We start from the raw sequence: 18,847 nt of genomic DNA, 5'->3' as shown, positions 1-18,847 counted from the left end.
ATACTAAAGCAACTTATGTCCGAAGGTCGGTTTCTGGCCTTCGGATATGGTGCTGAATAAAGGTGTACAGGAAGTGACACCAACATTGGAGATAATGTTATGGATGCAAACAATAAGCACGAGTTAAAACAAGGCTTATCCAATCGGCATATTCAACTCATCGCACTCGGAGGGGCGATCGGAACAGGATTATTCTTAGGTCTATCACAAACAATTAAACTGGCAGGTCCTTCAATTTTATTGGGATATGCAATTGCAGGAATTATTGCCTTTTTGATTATGCGTCATTTAGGTGAAATGGTTGTTGAAGAACCGGTAAGTGGTTCTTTTAGTTATTTTGCGAACAAATACTGGGGCAAAATGGCTGGTTTTATGTCTGGCTGGAACTACTGGGTTTTGTATGTACTGGTGAGTATGGCCGAACTGAGTGCGATTGGTACTTTTATTCAGTTTTGGTGGCCAGAAATTCCGACATGGCTGACCGCTCTATTTTTCTTTATTTTAATTAACGGCATTAACTTGGTAAATGTCCGCTTTTTTGGGGAATCGGAGTTCTTATTTTCCTGCATTAAAATTGTTGCGATTTTAAGTATGATTGGCTTCGGTGCTTATCTTTTACTTTCAGGCTCAGCAGGTCCGCAAGCGGGTGTTGCAAATTTATGGCAACACGGTGGTTTCTTTCCGCATGGTATTCATGGCTTTATTATGGCTTTGGCTGTCATTATGTTTGCATTCGGTGGTCTAGAACTTATCGGTATTGCTGCGGCTGAAACGAAAAAACCGGAGACAACAATTCCAAAGGCAGTAAACCAGATTGTTTATCGCATCCTGATTTTTTATATCGGTGCAATCGGTATTCTTTTATGTCTTTATCCATGGAATATGGTGGCAGAAGGCGGTAGCCCGTTTGTCTTAATTTTCCAGTCCCTCAATAGTAATGGCGTTGCGAATGTTCTGAACTTTGTGGTCTTGATTGCTGCTATTTCGGTTTATAACAGTTGTATTTACTGTAATAGTCGTATGTTGCATGGTTTAGCAGAGCAGGGCAATGCGCCAGCAATTTTGAAAAAAGTGAACAGCCGCGGTATTCCGGTCCCTGCTGCAATTGTGTCTGCTTCAATTACAGCAGTCTGTGTAGTGGTCAACTATTTAATTCCTGGTCAAGCTTTTCAGCTCTTTATGATGTTGGTTGTGGCTGCGCTTGTTATTAACTGGCTTATGATCTCAGTCACGCATTTGAAATTTACCAAAGCAATGAAATTGCAAAAGCGTCAAACCAAATTCCAAAGCATTATGAGCCCATGGAGTAATTATTTAACTATTAGTTTTGTATGTTTCATTCTCATTATTATGGCGATGACACCAGATATGAGACTCGCTGTTATTTTGGGGCCTATCTGGCTTGCGGTTTTAGCGATTATGTATTTCTTTAAGTATCGTAAAAAAATGGTCGCAATGCCGGAAGTACAATCAAACTAATAAGCTAAATTTACAGTGATATTGCGGTTATCTGACATAAGGCAGGTAACCGTTTTTGTTTTGTCATAATATTTTCATGTTCGGGCGAAATAATTTTTTAAAAATAAAGGTGTCACGTAAAAAATTGAGAATTGTGTCAATAAAATAATTTTGTAACATCAATTCATTAAATTACTTAAGTTTTTATAATTTAAGCATAATTATAATTTTATTATTTTAAACGTTTGTCATATTTCCCATTAAATCTAAATAGCAAAGGACTTATAAAATCATCTTAAATAATTGATATAAAATAGATTTAAAAATGTGACAATGAACATTATAAAAATCATGAAAGCGTCATAATACTGTAACTTATTTGTCATATTTTCTATTCACAATGCAGCTATCGAAGAGCGTACAAGCACTCAACAAAAAGTGACGTACAACCTATTGCATTAATGAGAGAGAACAGAATGCGCTTAAATCCACGTCAAATCGCAATTGCATTAGCAGTAACTGGGGCCGCTGTAACAACGACTGCAAATGCAGCTCGTGATACGATTCAAATTGCTGGTTCTTCAACTGTATTACCATTTGCCAGCGTTGTAGCTGAAGAGTTTGGTAATACATTCCCTCAATTTAAAACTCCTGTTGTAGGTTCTGGTGGTTCTTCTGCTGGTTTAAAACAGTTCTGTCAAGGTGTTGGCGACAACACAATCGACGTTGCAAACGCTTCTCGTAAAATTAAAAGCACTGAAATCGAAGCTTGTAACAAAGCTGGTGTAAAACAAATTCAAGAAATCAAAATTGGTTATGACGGTATTGTATTTGCGTCTAGCTCAAGCAAAGCAGCTTATAAATTAAAACCTTACCATGTGTTTGCTGCTTTAGCTGCACAGTTACCTTCAAAAGGTAAATTGGTTCCAAACCCTTATACAAACTGGAACCAAATTGACAAATCACTTCCTAATGAGCCTATTACGCTTGTTATTCCTGCGTCTAACCACGGTACGCGTGAAGTTTTCCAAGAAAAAATGGTTGAAGCTGGTTGCGAAGCGTATGAATACTTCAAGAGCCTAGACAAAGACGCTCAAAAGAAAGCATGTTCTACTTTCCGTAAAGACGGCCGTGTAATTGAAATTGCTGGTGACTATACAGAAACTCTAGCTCGCTTAAAAACTTCTCCAAGTGCAGTAGGCGTATTTGGTTTAAGTTTCTATGACATGAACCGTGACAAGTTACGTGTAGCGACAGTAAACAACGTAGTTCCTTCTGAGAAAACTGTGTTAAATGGTACATACCCTGTATCTCGTCCACTATACTTCTATGTAAAAGGCGAGCACTTAAAATCAGTTAAAGGTTTACCACAATACGTAGAATACTTCCTAAGCAAAAAAGCGACTGGTAAAGGTTCTAAAGCTGAGCGTGATGGTTTAATCGCGATGTCTGATGCAGAACGCGCTAAAGTTTTAGCTGACTTTAAAGCAGGTAAAACTGTTAAATAAGTTAGTTTAAATAGGGGCTGGTGATCTCAAGCGATCATCAGCCTTTTTGTCTAACACGTTTTTCCCAAATTATGACAATTGAGAAAACAGTGGAGAATACATGAATCTGCTACTTATCGGTGTGTTGTTAGCCCTTGTGGCAATTGCATATCAACTTGGGCTGAGAAAGAGCCGCCACCTAGCAGGTAAGGGAAGCAACTCGGCGACATTACATTCTCGTCCTGGTTATTATGGCGCACTGGTTGGGCTTTGGTGCGGTATCCCTGCTTTTTTAATTTTGATCATTTGGAACTTGGTTGAGCCAAGTATTTTAAATCATATTATCTTTAACAACGTACCTGCTTCTGTGACAGCTTCTCTAGATGAAGCAGCAAGAAGTGTACTTGTTGATCGAGTTCAAGCGATCGCTTCTGGTTTTGGGGTAAGTGATCATCCCGCGGCTTATGAGTTGGCTGCTGCTCAGCAATATGCAAAATTTCAAACTATTGGCTCTTTTGCCAAATTTGCTGTTGTTGTCTGTGCCGCTTTGTTGGGCTTAGTGTGGGCAAAGAAGAAAATCAGCCAAGAATATCGCGCACGTAACCAAGTTGAGCGTGCAATTAATGTTGGTTTGATCTTATGTTCTGGTGTTGCAATTTTAACCACGATCGGCATTGTAATGTCGATGTTTGGTGAGGCAATGCACTTCTTCCATTTTGTAAGTCCAATCGACTTTTTCTTTGGTACAGAATGGAACCCTGGCTTTAGTACTTCAGGTAATGCAGAAGGTAGTTATGGTTTATTACCATTACTATGGGGCACGCTCATGGTCAGTGGTATTGCCTTATTAGTTGCTGTACCTGTTGGCTTAATGATTGCTATTTATTTAGCTGAGTATGCTTCGCCGTGGTTACGCTCATGGGCAAAACCTACCATTGAAGTTTTAGCGGGTATTCCAACAATCGTTTATGGTGTTTTTGCCATGATGATTATTGGGCCATTCTTTAAAGCTGCTGGTGCGTATGTTGGTATTGAAATTAATGCAACCAGTGCTTTGACTGCCGGTTTTGTAATGGGAATTATGATTATCCCATTCGTTTCATCTTTGTCTGATGACATTATTACTCAAGTTCCTCGCGCACTTCGTGATGGTTCGTTAGGACTGGGCGCAACCAAATCAGAAACGATTCGCCAAGTGGTTTTACCAGCAGCTTTACCGGGTATTACAGGGGCATTTTTATTGGCTGTTTCGCGTGCCGTAGGGGAAACCATGATTGTGGTTTTGGCAGCAGGAAACAGTCCACTTCTACATGCAAATCCGTTTGAAGCTGTTTCGACAGTTACCGTAACCATTGTAAAACAGTTAACGGGTGATACTGATTTTGCGAGCCCACAGGCCTTGGTGGCATTTGCACTGGGTTTAACACTCTTTGTGATCACTTTAGGATTAAACATTGTTGCACTGTACATTGTGCGTAAATACCGTGAGCAATACGAATGAGTACATCAAATACATCGTCTCCTATGGATCAGAACGTATTTGATCCACAAGCTGCTGCTCAGGCACGTGATCGCCGTAAAAAAGTGATTGAAAAATCATTGGCTAAACGTCACCGCAAAGAAAAAGCTTTCCGCTTTGCAGGTTTGTCAGCAGTTGTTATTGGCCTTGCATTCGTTGCGCTACTGTTTGGCAGTATTTTGGCAAAAGGTTTACCGGCATTCTGGCAAACCAGTATGAATGTACCAGTCTACTTCGATCCTAAAGTAATTGATGCAGGTCCAGTGCCGGTACGTACACAAGGTGAAACACCTGCACATTACCAAGAACGTTATGTCGATTGGCAAACGAAAATGGGTATGGTCGATTGGGATAGCCTGATCGTAAATGGCATGATTGCTAAAGATCCTTCACTTGCATCACAACGCGATTATTTAAGTAGCCTTTATGCAAGTTCTGAAGCTTATCGCTTACGTGATATGGTGTTTGCTGACCCATCACTCATTGGGAAAAAAGAGAACCTAACTTTCTTGGGTGATGCCAATGTAGATGTATGGCTGAAGGGTAATATTGACCGCTCATTACCAGACGACCAGCAACAACTTGATCCGGAAATCCGCAAGCTGGCAGATGACCTTAAAGCAAAAGGTGTACTTGAAAATACCTTTAATACCACTTTATTTAAGAATCCTGACTCTCGTAGTTCACCAGCGATTAGTGGTCTTGCAGGCGCATTCATGGGTTCATTATTCATGATGCTGATTGTGATCATTATCTCGATTCCAATCGGTGTTGCCAGCGCAATCTATCTTGAAGAGTTTGCTCCAAAGAATGTCATTACAGACATTATTGAAGTCAACATTAATAACCTTGCTGCTGTACCTTCAATCGTGTTTGGTTTGTTGGGTGCTGCAATCTTTATTGGTTGGATGCATTTACCGTTGTCAGCTCCTTTCGTCGGTGGTTTGGTATTAAGTTTAATGACACTACCAACAGTCATTATTACAACACGTGCTTCTTTAAAAGCTGTGCCACCTTCAATTCGACAAGCTGCCCTAGGTTTAGGTGCGTCTAAAGTACAAACCGTTTTCCATCATGTTTTACCGCTAGCGTTGCCCGGCATCATGACGGGTGCAATTATTGGTGTTGCACACGCACTCGGTGAAACTGCACCTTTACTTTTAATCGGGATGAGTGCATTCGTTGCAAGTGTTCCAACCACCCCATTTGATCAAGCAACTGCTTTACCTGTCCAAGTTTATCTATGGCAGGGTAATGAGTTGCGTAACTTCTTCGAAGGCCGTACTGCTGCTGCGATTATCGTACTTCTTGCATTAATGATTGGTTTAAACAGCCTTGCAATTTGGTTACGTAAAAAGTTCGAAGTGCGTTGGTAATAGAGGATAAATCATGAATACAATTGATATTACGAATTCCTTAGAAAAGGATAAGTTAGTGAATACTGAACAATCTCAACTTACAGATACACAACTGCATCATGGCACTTCGTACGTTTCGCATTTTGAACCACATGCTTCAAAAAAGCCAAACTCAACCGAAATCAAGATCAGTGCACAAGATGCCCATGTTTATTATGGTGACTTTGAAGCGATTAAAGGCATCGATTTAGATATTTATCAAAATGAAGTAATTGCGTTTATTGGGCCATCAGGCTGCGGTAAATCGACTTTCCTGCGTACTTTAAACCGTATGAACGACACGATTGATGGCTGTCGTGTGACAGGTAAGATCACTCTAGATAACAAAAATATCTATGATCCAAATCTGGACGTTGTATTACTGCGTGCACAAGTTGGTATGGTGTTCCAAAAGCCAAATCCATTTCCTAAATCTATTTTTGATAACGTGGCATATGGTCCGAAGCTACACGGTTTAGCTCGTGACAAATATGACCTAGAAGAAATTGTTGAAAATAGCTTGCGTAAAGCAGGTCTATGGGAAGAAGTGAAGGATCGTTTAAACCAACCGGGTACTGGCTTATCTGGTGGCCAGCAACAACGTTTATGTATTGCACGTACAATTGCAGTAAGTCCAGAAGTGATCTTGATGGATGAACCTTGTTCTGCACTTGACCCAATCGCAACGGCAAAAGTGGAAGAGCTGATTTCTGAACTGTCTGATCAATACACAATCGTTATTGTAACGCACTCGATGCAACAAGCAGCGCGTGTTTCAGACCGTACAGCTTACTTCCATTTAGGTGATTTGATTGAAGTAAACTCTACAGAGAAAGTATTTACTCAGCCTGACCATCAATTGACAGAAGCGTACATTACTGGCCGTTTCGGTTAATTGATCGTTGTAAAAGAAAAAGAGCCTAGTGCTCTTTTTTTATTTAATAAATGAAAATGACTCTATTTTGCAAAATCGCTATTGAATTTTAATCAAAAGAACCACATCTTAAGGCTATAAAGACAAACTTATGAGCATAGAATTTTATGTTATTCCATTTGCCTAAACTCCCTGCGGAAATACGTGTTAGTCATTTAAATGCACGTGTAAATGAACAGAGAAAAAAAATTGCACAAACCACAGCAAGTCGTTTAGAGCTTTTACAATTGGCTCAACAACTTGCAAAAGAAGCTAAAATTCGCCGTAAGAACAACCAGAAAATTTTTGTTTTAGATTTTAAAGGTGACATTCAGGCATCTGCGGTTGAAAATCTTCGTGAAGAAATCACCCTTATTTTAGCAACGGCTAAAGCTGGACGTGACCGTGTTGTGGTACGTCTTGAAAGTCCGGGTGGTATGGTTCATGGATATGGATTGGCGGCAGCTCAATTGGTTCGTTTGCGTGATGCAGGTTTTCATTTAACGATTTGTGTCGATAAGGTTGCGGCAAGTGGCGGCTACATGATGGCTTGTATTGCAAATGAAATTATTTCTGCACCGTTTGCTGTTGTGGGTTCGATTGGTGTTGTGGCTCAGGTACCAAATTTCAATCGTCTTTTAAAAGAACATAACGTGGACTTCGAACTTTACACAGCAGGGCAATATAAACGTACTGTCACCATGTTTGGTGAGAATACTCCTGAAGGTAAGGCGAAATTTGAAGAAGAGCTACAACAAACGCATGTGTTGTTTAAGCACTTTGTAGAGAAATATCGTCCACAGCTTAATGTAGACAAGGTTGCTACAGGTGAACATTGGTATGGTCAAGATGCACTTGATTTAAACCTTGTAGATAAACTACAAACTTCAGATGAGTATCTATTAGCATTGTTACCTCAGCATGACGTATATGTAATTAATACCCGTAAAAAAGCAACTTTGGGTGAAAAATTAGGTTTACAAGCAGCTCAAATGGCAGATAGCCTGATTCCGGCTGTAATGAATAAAGTGGCTGATACTTTAGCAAAAGCGAATTCAACCTTAGTCCAAATGCGCGATACTAAATTTTAATTAAGATATATTTTCAAATTAAAGAGTGCCTTTTAGGGGTGCTCTTTTTTATGCGAAAGACTAAAAGAATTTAGTTTGAATTGCCGGAATGCCCATTCATTTTTATAAAAAATAGATATTGAATAAAGATTCAAAAAAAATTGTTGATAAATATACTTATTGAATTGTGATAAATAAGTGATTTTGATATTTTAGGCAACAATAAAATAGCTTTTAGATGATCCATTTAAAAGATAAACATTTAAAAATATAACTGAAATTTAGGACAGGAAATAATGACAAGAATAATTGTAGCATCCAAAGAGGGTTTGGACGTTCTGCAAGATGGTCAGCTCAATAAGGTGGTTTTAAACCAACCTACTATTATTCAAATTGGTGTAAGTCAAAAAGATATCGCATCGATGGAAAAGCAGGGTGGAAGTCTAGTCATCCATTTAAAAAATGGAGAAACAATTGTCTTAGAAAATTTCTTTAATGAAGCAACGAATACAACAGAGCATTCACTCGTTTTTCCAACTGAACAAGGAAAATTTGTTGAAGCACAATTTGATGCTCAAGGTAGGGTTATAGATTATAGAGGCTTAAATCATGTTACGGATTTGGCCTATACCAGTACGAGTCATTCAGCTGCAACAATGGCCGTTGATAATGATCCAAGCTTTTCAATGGGTAATGTACTAAAAGCAGGCTTAGCAGTTTTAGCCGCTGAAGGTTTATATCTTTGGGCATTTGATAAAGATGATAAAGATGATTCACCCAGTACTCCCGATTTAATAGCACCTGCTGCTCCTACAGCTACGCTTGCTGATGATACTGTGACAGTGACTGGCAAAACTGAAGCAAATGCGAAAATCTACATTAAAGATGCAGCAGGTAATACAGTGGCCTCAGGTGTTGCTGATGCGAGCGGAAATTACACGATTAAATTAGATAAGCCGTTAGTGAATGGGGATAAATTAAATGTTATTGCCCAAGATGCGGCTGGAAATAATTCTAAAGTTACTGTGGTAACAGGAACAAAAGATACAATTGCCCCAGATGTTCCACAAGCTCAATTGAGTGATGATGGTTCCTTAGTGACAGGTAAAGCAGAAGCAAATGCAAAAATCACTGTTTATGATGCCACTGGCAAAGTATTAGGTACTGTTTTTGCGAATAAAGATGGTATTTATTCTTTAAAACTTACTCCACCATTAACCAGTGAAGCGGGCGGTAAAGTGGTTGCCGAAGATGCTGCGGGTAACAAATCTGAGGAAGTTAAAATTATTGCGGGTAAAGATACCATACCGCCAGCATCTCCTTTTGTTGAAGTAAATAAAGAAGGGTCGGTAATACATGGTAAAACTGAAGCAAATGCAAAAGTTCAAATAAAAGATGCCGATGGTAAAGTGATTGGAAGTGGGACCGCCGATGCTCAAGGTGAATTTCAAATTACACTTTCACCTGCTTTAAAAGAGGCGCAAAAGGGCACAGTGGTTGTGGAAGATGCTGCTGGTAATGTATCTAAACCAGTTGAAATTACGCCAGGCTTTGACTCGATTGCACCAGATAAACCGACTGTTCAAATTAATACAGATGGTACTTCTGTAACCGGTACGGCTGAGGCCAATGCCAAAATTGAAATTAAAGATACAACAGGGAAGGTAATTGGTAGTGGAACAGCGGATGCGAATGGAAAATTTACAATTTCTATTTCACCAGCTTTAACGGATAATAAACATGCTTCGGTATCAGCTATAGATAATGCTGGAAATAAGTCTGAAGTTGTTGATATTGTAGGTACAAAAGATACAACACCACCAGCAAAACCTATATTAAATAGCGTAGATGATGATGTAGGCGCTGTTAAAGGAGCTATAACGGCTGGTTCTGAAACTGACGATGCTAGACCAAAACTTACAGGCTCAGGTGAAGCAAATGCAACTCTTACGATTTATGATAATGGTGTTGCAATTGGAGTTGTGACGGTAACAAGTGGTAGATCTTGGTCATTTACATTTGATAAAGACTTAGCTCTTGGTAAGCATACTATTACTTTGACTCAAACTGATGCGGCAGGCCTTACCAGTGAGGCAAGTTCTCCATTTACCTTTTATGTAGTTGCACCGAAAGCTGCGAGCCTGTCTGAAACTTCAGTAGATACTTTAAGTACAGAAGGGCCATCTTTGGCAGATAGTGTCGGATTGCATACTTTAAAGGCAGCGCAAAGTACAACAACTGAGATGAATAACCCGCAGAAATCGGTTCCTTTAGATGATTTATTAAAAAGTTCTACGGCTAGTGAATCAGACCCAATCGCAAAGCTTCTCTCATCAACAGCGTTAAAAACGACTCAGGCATCTGAGCCAATTGAAGTAAATGCATCAGTTGGTCAGACAACATCAAATCCTGATCATCCTTTACCTGATACAACTTCTTCGGTTTTACAAAACCTTTTAGATCAAACTTATCCAGTTGTTTAGGGTATTTGAGACAACATGTAAAAAGCGCTCAATGAGCGCTTTTTTAATTTTAATTTATTGTTTGATTTTTTGGTGTTGTGAGAAGAGCGATTAGCCCATAGAGGATTGCGCCAATTGTAGCGAGTAACATGTCTTTATGTGCATCCCACATATCACCTTGTTGCCCATTATAATTTTCAGCTTGTTCAGGTGATAGCCCGATTGCAATTGCCCATTCGATCAGTTCATAAAAGACACTAGACGCCATCACAAACTGGACTACAAGTAAGAATAAAGAAAAAGGACGTGCAGTGGGTAACCATACTTGGAATACACGATAAATAAGAGGATAGAGCAAAACACCATAGGCAAGATGAACTAAACGATCATACATATTGCGGGACCAGCCCATATATTGATCTAGGTTGAAATGGAACACCTGTTGTATCCAGTCATTGTATGGAACGTAGGAGTAGAGATAGTGAGCACCAATAATATGGATTAATAAAAACAGTAGATAAAAAGTAAAACTTAAGAAATCCAGTCCAATTTTTTTGAAAATAATAAAAAGCAGAATCACCATAAAAACAGTGCCAGCTTGATGAAGCAAATAAGCCTCAAACTCAAGTGGTTGAATACCTGAAATGATAATGGCAATAAAAAGCAGGCCAAGTGCAATATAGTGTTTAACTTTGAATTCTTTTTCGATCATTTTATAAATAAGTCTTTATTCTGATTTGTATGAGTGTAATAAAAAAGCGAAGCCTAAGCTTCGCTTTTTATAACTTTTTTAATTAGATTTTGCTAATTAATTCGTTAATTTGTTTAGCTTGTTCAGCAGCATTACCTGTGTAAGTTGCAGGTGTAAGCTCAGCTAAGCGAGCACGCTCTTCACTTGGTACTTGAGCAAGTTCGTTACCATTTACGAAGTCAACCATCATGTCACGCGTCATTGCTTGACCACGAGTTAATGCTTTTAACTTCTCATATGGTTTTTCAACGTTATAACGACGCATAACCGTTTGAATTGGCTCTGCAAGAACTTCTTGAGCTTGGTCAAGATCTTCATTTAAGCGGTTTGCATTGAGTTCAAGTTTACCAATACCTTTTAAGCAAGCATCAAAAGCAATTAAGCTTTGAGCAAAACCAACACCCATGTTACGAAGTACAGTTGAGTCAGTTAAGTCACGCTGCCAGCGAGAAATTGGTAATTTTTCGCCTAAGTGAGCCAATACTGCATTTGCAATGCCTAAGTTACCTTCAGAGTTTTCAAAGTCGATTGGGTTAACTTTATGTGGCATAGTTGATGAGCCAACTTCACCTTCTTTAAGTTTTTGCTTGAAGTAACCTAAAGAGATATAACCCCATACGTCACGGTTAAAGTCGATCAAAATTGTATTGAAACGACGTAACGCGTCAAATAATTCAGCCATGTAGTCGTGTGGCTCGATTTGAGTTGTATATGGGTTAAATGTTAAACCTAAAGATTCAACAAAAGCTTGTGAATGCGCTGGCCAATCCACATTTGGATAAGCAGAAAGGTGAGCATTGTAGTTACCTACAGCACCATTGATTTTGCCTAGTAATTCAACATTTTCAAATTGTTTGATTTGGCGAGCTAAACGATATGCAACGTTCGCCATTTCTTTACCCAAAGTTGTTGGGCTAGCAGTTTGACCATGTGTACGAGACAACATCGGTTGTTCAGCATGAGTTGTAGCTAAAGCAGAGATTGCATTTAAAATTTGCTTCATGCTTGATACTAAAACTTCACGACCGTTTTTAAGCATAAGTGCATGAGACAAGTTATTGATATCTTCTGATGTACAAGCAAAGTGAATGAACTCACCTGCATTTTGTAATTCAGCAATACCTGCAATTTTCTCTTTCAAGAAGTATTCAACTGCTTTTACGTCATGGTTAGTTGTGCGTTCAATTTCTTTAATGCGGTTCGCATCTTCTTCAGAGAAGTTGCTTACGATTGCATCTAGAGCTGCATTTGTTTCAGCTGAGAAAGGAGCAACTTCAACAATTTCCGGACGGTTAGAAAGCGCTTGTAACCAACGCACTTCCACAGTGACACGAGCATGAATTAAACCAAACTCAGAAAGAAAAGGGCGTAGCGCATCACATTTGCTGGCATAACGTCCATCTAATGGTGATAGTGCGGTTAAAGCGTTCATAACGATTCCTTAATGCTGGAATAAACATAAAACAAAAATAATCTCGTTACAGCCTTAGATAACTTGGTACTGTAAACGAGCAAGTGCTTGAATATCCTGTAGCAATTTACGTTTGCTAAAAATCATGTTCCATGAACTACCGCCGAGTTGTCGCCATAAATGGGCCATTTGTAGCCCCGTAAACAGACAAGCACGAATACGGTTGGTATGGTTGGTATCTTTAAATGCCTCAGCATTACCACGAACAAGAATACGTGGATTAATCTGTCCGGCAGTATCAACATAGGTTTGCGCCAAATTGGCTAAAATACTTGGATGTAAATAGTTATTATCAAAAAAAGAAAGCTGTTTTAAGATCTTCTGCTGCGCTTTTTCAATAATCGCCACATATTCAGGATTGCTATAGACCTTTTTCTCTAACTGCAAAAGTGACATCGCATAAGACATTGGAAGTTTTGCACTACGCATTTTAGGCAAACGAGATTTAGGCGCATTGGTAAAAGGCTGAGTGATACAATTTTCAAGAGTTTTAAGACCCAACGAAATATCAGCCAATTGATTGAAAAAATCCAACGTCTGAACAGCATTATTATTTGTTGTAGGGCGAATATTTAAACTCGCCTTTATTAATAACTCAAAATAAAAGTTACCACTTTCACCAATACTTTGCTGACCTGTCATGGCGGTCATATGCGTAAGCTGGGTCGCTTGAAATACCCCAGCCAAGGCAAGGGCACGGTTTTGGCGAACATTCAAGGCTTGTGATTGTTGAAAGGGTAACTCCACCATGCCATTCATTCCCTTAAATAAAATTTGGTGTAGGGGCGTTTGTATGGTGAATAACACCCCCGCCTAGGCAAACTTCATCCGAATAAAATACAACACTTTGGCCTGGTGTAACTGCACGTTGAGGTTCATCAAACTCAACACGAACACCATGCTCACTATTTTCATCAATAAACACTGTACAAGCTTGATCAGGCTGGCGATAGCGTGTTTTAGCGGTGCAACGTAATCCTTCAGCCGGAATATTTTGCTCGCCTGCTACCCAGTCAATGGCCTCACTCCAAAGCTGTGTACTTTGCATAAGTGGGTGATCATGTCCTTGGCCGACCACTAAACGGTTATTGGCAACATCTTTATGAAGTACAAACCATGCACCTTCTGATGCACCTTTCATACCGCCTAGACCAATACCGCCACGTTGACCGAGCGTATAGTACATCAGACCGTGATGTTCACCAACTTCTTTGCCGTTATCAAGTACAATTTTACCTGGTTGAGCGGGTAAATATTGTTTAAGGAAGTCATTAAAGCGACGTTCACCGATAAAACATATACCAGTTGAATCTTTTTTCTTCGCCGTTGCTAAGTCTAGTTCTTCGGCAATTCTACGAACTTCCGGTTTTTCAATTTCACCTACCGGGAAAAGGGTTTTATTAATTTCACGGCCATGCACTGCATGTAAGAAATAAGTTTGGTCTTTATTGTTATCTAAACCACGTAATAAAGGTGCATATGCTTCACCTTTAGAGTTATAAGCAGTTTCAGCACGACGAGCATAATGACCTGTTGCAATAAAATCTGCACCTAAGGTCATGGCATGATCTAAAAATGCGCGAAACTTAATTTCTTTATTACATAAGATATCTGGGTTTGGAGTGCGACCGGCTGCATATTCAGCCAAGAAGTGTTCGAATACGCGGTCCCAATATTCCATAGCAAAGTTTGCAGTATGAAGCTTAATACCGATTTTATCTGCGACTGCTTGAGCATCGGCTAAATCTTCCATTGCCGTACAGTATTCCGTGCCGTCATCTTCCTCCCAGTTTTTCATGAAAAGGCCTTCAACTTGATAACCCTGTTGAAGTAAGAGCGCCGCAGAAACAGAGGAATCTACGCCACCAGACATACCGACGATGACACGTTGTTGCATAGGACTAGGCATCCAAATGAGAAGTTAATGAGGGAGAGAAAGGGTGCTCATAAATAAGAGCTAAAGGATAATGTTGTCCTTTCATGGCGTCTTCAATGGCTTTAATGACAAGAGGACTACGTGCACGGGCAGATTCTTTAAGTTCATCTAGAGTCATCCAGACAGCAGAAACAATACCTGTATCAAGTTTTGGGTCGCTTTCGACATGAGTGACATGCGCTAAAAAGCAGAAGCGATAATAAGTACGGTCCGGAAACATAGGCGGGGTATAAGTATAAATACCAAGTAGGGCATCTATATCTATATGATGTCCTGTTTCTTCAAGCGTTTCACGGATCGCTGCTTCTGTTAGTGTTTCACCACATTCCACATGACCAGCAGGTTGATTAAACACTGTGTGTACAAAACCTTCGCTATGTTCTTCGACAAAAAGATAGCGTCCATCTTTTTCTACGACTGTAGCGACAGTGACATGAGGAGTCCATGCGGCCATAAAAAAGCACCATGAATTTAAAAGTCGTATGATACGAAATTTAGGGGTTTTTGGCTACGGTCATCTTACAAACGATAGAGCATGCTAAGAACTCTATCGTTTGAAAAACTCGATTTATTTTAATTTATTTGATTATCTTTATGGTTATTTTGCACTTTTACATAATGTCTTGCTGAGTAAGGTAGAAATGCCAATTCTTTTTCGGTTAGAGGACGTACTTGTTGTACGGGGCTTCCAACATAAAGATAACCACTTTTTAAGACTTTACGAGGCGGAACTAAGCTTCCCGCACCAATCATCACATCATCTTCAATAACAACATCATCTAAAATAACCGTATTGATTCCAACTAGTACGCGGTTACCAATAGTACAGCCATGTAAAGTCACATGATGGCCTACTGTCACATCTTCACCAATAATAAGAGGTGAACCATTAGGTTTTGCATCATTTTTATGACTGACATGTAGCATACAATGATCTTGTACATTACTGTTTTTACCAATTTGAATACTATTTACATCTCCGCGAATGACTGCAAAAGGCCACACCGAAACATTTTCGGCCAATTTAACATCACCTACAACCACGGACATTTCATCAATGTAACAGCTTGGATCAATTTGTGGGTGATGGTCTAAATAAGGACGGATGTTTTTTGCCATGAGAAGTATCAATAGAAAATTTAGTAAAAGTATAAAATAAAAAAGCACTCACGCTAATAGCATGAGTGCTTAATTCAACTATTCTAAAATTATTTAAATTTAGAATAGGTTGCTGAAGAATTGTTTGATATGGTCAATTAAACGTGCGAAGAAACCAGCTTCTTCAACAGGTTTTAAAGCAACCAATGGTTTTTCAGCAATAACTTTACCGTCTAAACTTGCAACAAGCTTACCAACGACTTGACCTTTTTGAAGTGGTGCATTTAGGTTCGGTTGAACAACCAATTGAGTTTTAATGCCGTCCGCTTTGCCTTTAGGCATAGTCACGTTAAAGTTTTCAGCTAAACCAACCTGAACTTCATTTTCTTTACCAAACCAAACTTTAGCTTTTGCAAGCACTTGGTTTGCAGGTTGTACATTTGCAGTTTCAAAGTTTGCAAAACCCCATGCCAATAATGCACGAGTTTGGTCAGCACGTTCAGACATGCTTGGTGTACCAAAAATAACTGAGATTAAACGCATTGGACCGCGTTTACTTGAAGTCGTTAAGCAGTAACCAGCTTCATCAGTATGGCCTGTTTTTAAGCCATCAACACTTGGGTCAGTGTAAAGTAAAGCATTACGGTTACCTTGTTTGATACCGTTAAATGTGAATTCTTTTTCAGAATAAATCGGGTAGTATTTTGAGCTGTCTTTAATAATATGTTGTGCTAAAACAGCCATATCTTTTGCAGTTGAGTAATGACCTTCAGCTGGCATACCAGTTGAGTTAATAAACTGGGTATTGGTCATTCCGATACGTTTTGCTTCCTGGTTCATCATGTGAGCAAAAGTACCTTCATTTCCAGCAATATGTTCAGCCATTGCTTTTGATGCATCATTACCTGACTGAATAATAATACCGCGAAGCATTTCTAAAACAGTTGCTGTACCATTTAATGGAACATACATACATGATTCAGAACTACTGCCTTTACACCAAGCAGATTCGTTCATACGAACCTGTTCATTTTCGGTAAGCTCACCTTTTAATAATTTTTGTTCAATGATGTAGCTTGTCATCATTTTAGTCATAGAAGCAGGAGCAAGCTTTTCATTTTCATTTTTAGAAGCGAGAATTTGTCCTGTCTCGTAATCCATTAATACATAAGACTTATTATTTAATTCTGGCGGAGCTGATAAGACAGTTGCTGCATAAGAAAAACTTGGTAAGAGGAGGAGTGCAGCAATAGCGCTTTTTCGAGTCATTCTAGGTAATTCCAATATCTTGTATGAAGCAGAAGAGCCTAGCATTTTAGGATAAAGCAAAGCCGACTTCTATGGGGGAAGTCGGCTTTTTCAAACAGTATTGTAACTAGAGAGTTTTTAACTAATTTAGTTTTGCGATTGATAAGCTTTCACGTCTTGGCAAACTAACGTATTTTGTTCGTTACCAGCAGCTTTTGCATCATTACGTGCTTCTTTTAAGACTTTCTTGAAGCTCTTGTCTTTACTACGTTTTTCTAAAGCTGCAACTGGATCGGCTTCATTTGGCAAATAGTCTTTTACAAGACGCTCATAACCTTGAGCAAATTCGGCATCTTTTTTACCAATCAAACTTGGGCAAATTTCAGAAAGTACTTGAATTGCTGCTAATTCTTCCGGTGTAGTACCTTTGGACGGTGTAACTTCAACAACATTTTCATTTTCGGTTTTCTTTTCAGCTGTTTTTTTCTTGTCAGCAGCATAACCCACTGTTGCCATTGTCATGAGTAAAACAACAGAAAGTGATTGAACTAAGCTTTTTTTCATAAACATGGATAACCTGAAACAAAAATTTGAAATATGCCGATAGCTTAAACAATTTAAACGCTAAAAAAATGGAAAAAATGTATTGTTATGTAGGTTTTCTGCTTTATCTCAACAGAAAACCCCAAAGATAAGCGTACTGATTGAGCTAAGCTCTTAATCTTTGTAATTTATCACTTCCTCACAAAGTTCATGTTGTTCGTGATGATCCATTTCTTTGGCAGCCTGACGTGCTTCACTTAACAAGGTTTTATATTCTGAATCATTTTGCAGTGCAGAGAAGGAGATTGATTTATTGGAATAACCACTCAGGTACATTGCAATAATCTTTTGGGTATTGGTTTCAAGTTTTTTATTTGCACCAACAAAAGTAGGGCAAATTTCTTGTAAGACTTGAGTAGAGGCAATGTCATCTTTAATTAAGCTGTCAGCTTCTTGTGTTGAGATACCCTCATCAGCAAAAACCGCTTGAGTACACAATGTGATACTGATCCCCAATACTTGAAAAAAAGGAGCGAAAGTTTTCATTTTTTCACAATTTTATAATGCTATGGAGGCATAAATATATATAATTCAACAAATAATTCAATTGAGAAAACCTCTGGGTTTATTTGTCGAGAAAGATTTTTTGTGAATATTTTAATTGCCAATGATGACGGTGTCTTTGCACCAGGTATACAAGCTTTAGCTGACGCATTAAAACCACTAGGCCGTGTTGTAGTGGTTGCTCCAGAAAGTGAAAGAAGCGGGTTTTCGAGTGCCTTAACTTTAGATCGTCCTTTACGTCCTATTCAAATTGCTGAAGATGTATGGGCTGTTAATGGAACACCAGCCGATTGTGTTTATTTATCCATGAATGGATTATTTGATTTCGAATTTGATTTGGTTGTCAGTGGGATCAATAGTGGCGCAAATTTAGGCGATGATGTTTTATATTCGGGAACTGTTGGTGCAGCCTTTGAAGGTCGTTTAATGAAACAACCTGCAATTGCGGTTTCTTTGGCTGGGCCTGATGTACGTTCATACGACCATAAAGATGATTATGCGCAAGCAGCTAAATGGGTACATGACTTTATCGCAAAAGGATTACCTGCACTGCCACCGCGACATATTTTTAATATTAATATTCCAGATGTACCTCAGCTTAAAGGTACACAAATTACTTACCAAGGCCGCCGTGCCCAATCTAAACCTATCACCAGCCATGTAGACCCTAGAGGAAGACAGGTTTACTGGATTGGTCTTGCGGGTGAGGCGGTAACTGATCCACAGCGTATTGCTAGTCAAATACAATCTGATTTTTTTGCGGTCGCGAATGGTTTTGTGAGCGTGACGCCAATTCAGATGGATGCAACAAACTATGCGGTTTTAGAAGATTTGCAGGCCAGTTTGGGGTAATAAACTGAGCCGAATGTTATAACTTTGTGAATAAAGAAAAAGAGGAACATGTTTCCTCTTACTTTTTTGGTACTCTTA

General features: G+C 39.1%; 17 protein-coding genes. 8 read left to right on the top strand and 9 right to left on the bottom strand.

Annotated elements, in window-relative coordinates; translation table 11 throughout:
• Window positions 1-99 precede the first annotated feature (99 nt).
• The 7 genes from GO593_RS01380 to blp2 all read left to right on the top strand — a co-directional run bounded on the left by GO593_RS01380 (window position 100) and on the right by blp2 (window position 10,327).
• Window positions 100-1,479: an amino acid permease gene (locus GO593_RS01380; protein WP_000339846.1), complete on the top strand. Its 1,380-nt coding sequence runs from the start codon at window positions 100-102 to the stop codon at window positions 1,477-1,479.
• Window positions 1,480-1,934: 455 nt separating this feature from the next.
• Window positions 1,935-2,966: a substrate-binding domain-containing protein gene (locus GO593_RS01375; RefSeq protein WP_001238909.1), complete on the top strand. Its 1,032-nt coding sequence runs from the start codon at window positions 1,935-1,937 to the stop codon at window positions 2,964-2,966.
• Between the two features lie 100 nt (window positions 2,967-3,066).
• Window positions 3,067-4,446 carry a phosphate ABC transporter permease subunit PstC gene (gene pstC / locus GO593_RS01370; protein ID WP_001050723.1) on the top strand — a complete coding sequence of 460 codons (1,380 nt, stop codon included), beginning with the start codon at window positions 3,067-3,069 and terminating at the stop codon, window positions 4,444-4,446.
• Window positions 4,443-5,840, top strand: coding sequence for a phosphate ABC transporter permease PstA (pstA, locus tag GO593_RS01365; protein WP_000107954.1), 1,398 nt, complete (start codon window positions 4,443-4,445; stop codon window positions 5,838-5,840). Before pstC ends, pstA begins: the two co-directional genes overlap by 4 nt.
• 13 nt (window positions 5,841-5,853) lie before the next feature.
• Window positions 5,854-6,756 (top strand): phosphate ABC transporter ATP-binding protein PstB, encoded by a 903-nt coding sequence (gene pstB, locus GO593_RS01360; protein WP_001091973.1) that lies wholly within the window; start codon window positions 5,854-5,856, stop codon window positions 6,754-6,756.
• A gap of 146 nt (window positions 6,757-6,902) precedes the next feature.
• Entirely contained in the window at window positions 6,903-7,865 is a 963-nt protein-coding gene (gene sohB, locus GO593_RS01355) for a protease SohB (RefSeq protein WP_000897185.1), read from the top strand.
• 275 nt (window positions 7,866-8,140) lie between these two features.
• Complete coding sequence (gene blp2, locus GO593_RS01350; RefSeq protein WP_000196847.1) at window positions 8,141-10,327, top strand: Ig-like repeat protein Blp2; 2,187 nt, start codon at window positions 8,141-8,143, stop codon at window positions 10,325-10,327.
• Window positions 10,328-10,376: 49 nt separating this feature from the next.
• Here the strand turns inward: blp2 and GO593_RS01345 are convergent, their stop codons facing one another.
• The 9 genes from GO593_RS01345 to GO593_RS01305 all read right to left on the bottom strand — a co-directional run bounded on the left by GO593_RS01345 (window position 10,377) and on the right by GO593_RS01305 (window position 17,899).
• Entirely contained in the window at window positions 10,377-11,018 is a 642-nt protein-coding gene (locus tag GO593_RS01345) for a DUF2238 domain-containing protein (RefSeq protein WP_000570321.1), read from the bottom strand.
• Between the two features lie 82 nt (window positions 11,019-11,100).
• On the bottom strand, window positions 11,101-12,489 hold the full coding sequence (purB, locus tag GO593_RS01340; protein WP_000993080.1) for an adenylosuccinate lyase: 1,389 nt from the start codon (window positions 12,487-12,489) through the stop codon (window positions 11,101-11,103).
• Between the two features lie 54 nt (window positions 12,490-12,543).
• A complete protein-coding gene (hflD, locus tag GO593_RS01335) occupies window positions 12,544-13,278 on the bottom strand; it encodes a high frequency lysogenization protein HflD (RefSeq protein WP_000229971.1) in 735 nt (244 codons plus the stop codon).
• Between the two features lie 13 nt (window positions 13,279-13,291).
• Window positions 13,292-14,425, bottom strand: a complete 1,134-nt coding sequence (gene mnmA, locus GO593_RS01330; protein ID WP_001187604.1) for a tRNA 2-thiouridine(34) synthase MnmA — start codon at window positions 14,423-14,425, stop codon at window positions 13,292-13,294.
• 4 nt (window positions 14,426-14,429) lie between these two features.
• The gene (locus tag GO593_RS01325) at window positions 14,430-14,918 is read right to left on the bottom strand and encodes an NUDIX hydrolase (protein WP_000741964.1); all 489 of its coding nucleotides are present in this window, start codon (window positions 14,916-14,918) and stop codon (window positions 14,430-14,432) included.
• Window positions 14,919-15,037: 119 nt separating this feature from the next.
• Entirely contained in the window at window positions 15,038-15,583 is a 546-nt protein-coding gene (locus GO593_RS01320) for a gamma carbonic anhydrase family protein (RefSeq protein ID WP_001107199.1), read from the bottom strand.
• 99 nt (window positions 15,584-15,682) lie between these two features.
• Complete coding sequence (gene dacC / locus GO593_RS01315; RefSeq protein ID WP_000197255.1) at window positions 15,683-16,831, bottom strand: D-alanyl-D-alanine carboxypeptidase PBP5/6; 1,149 nt, start codon at window positions 16,829-16,831, stop codon at window positions 15,683-15,685.
• Between the two features lie 126 nt (window positions 16,832-16,957).
• The gene (locus tag GO593_RS01310) at window positions 16,958-17,380 is read right to left on the bottom strand and encodes an MCR_0457 family protein (protein WP_000480885.1); all 423 of its coding nucleotides are present in this window, start codon (window positions 17,378-17,380) and stop codon (window positions 16,958-16,960) included.
• Between the two features lie 147 nt (window positions 17,381-17,527).
• Window positions 17,528-17,899, bottom strand: a complete 372-nt coding sequence (locus GO593_RS01305) for an MCR_0457 family protein (RefSeq protein ID WP_000846421.1) — start codon at window positions 17,897-17,899, stop codon at window positions 17,528-17,530.
• 102 nt (window positions 17,900-18,001) lie between these two features.
• On the opposite strand from GO593_RS01305, the gene surE reads away from it, so the two are divergent.
• Window positions 18,002-18,769 carry a 5'/3'-nucleotidase SurE gene (surE, locus tag GO593_RS01300; RefSeq protein ID WP_001023216.1) on the top strand — a complete coding sequence of 256 codons (768 nt, stop codon included), beginning with the start codon at window positions 18,002-18,004 and terminating at the stop codon, window positions 18,767-18,769.
• Window positions 18,770-18,847 lie beyond the last annotated feature (78 nt).

Origin of the sequence: Acinetobacter baumannii (genome assembly GCF_009759685.1) — a bacterium.
Taxonomy (GTDB): domain Bacteria; phylum Pseudomonadota; class Gammaproteobacteria; order Pseudomonadales; family Moraxellaceae; genus Acinetobacter; species Acinetobacter baumannii.
This window is presented reverse-complemented; position numbering and strand designations above follow the sequence as displayed.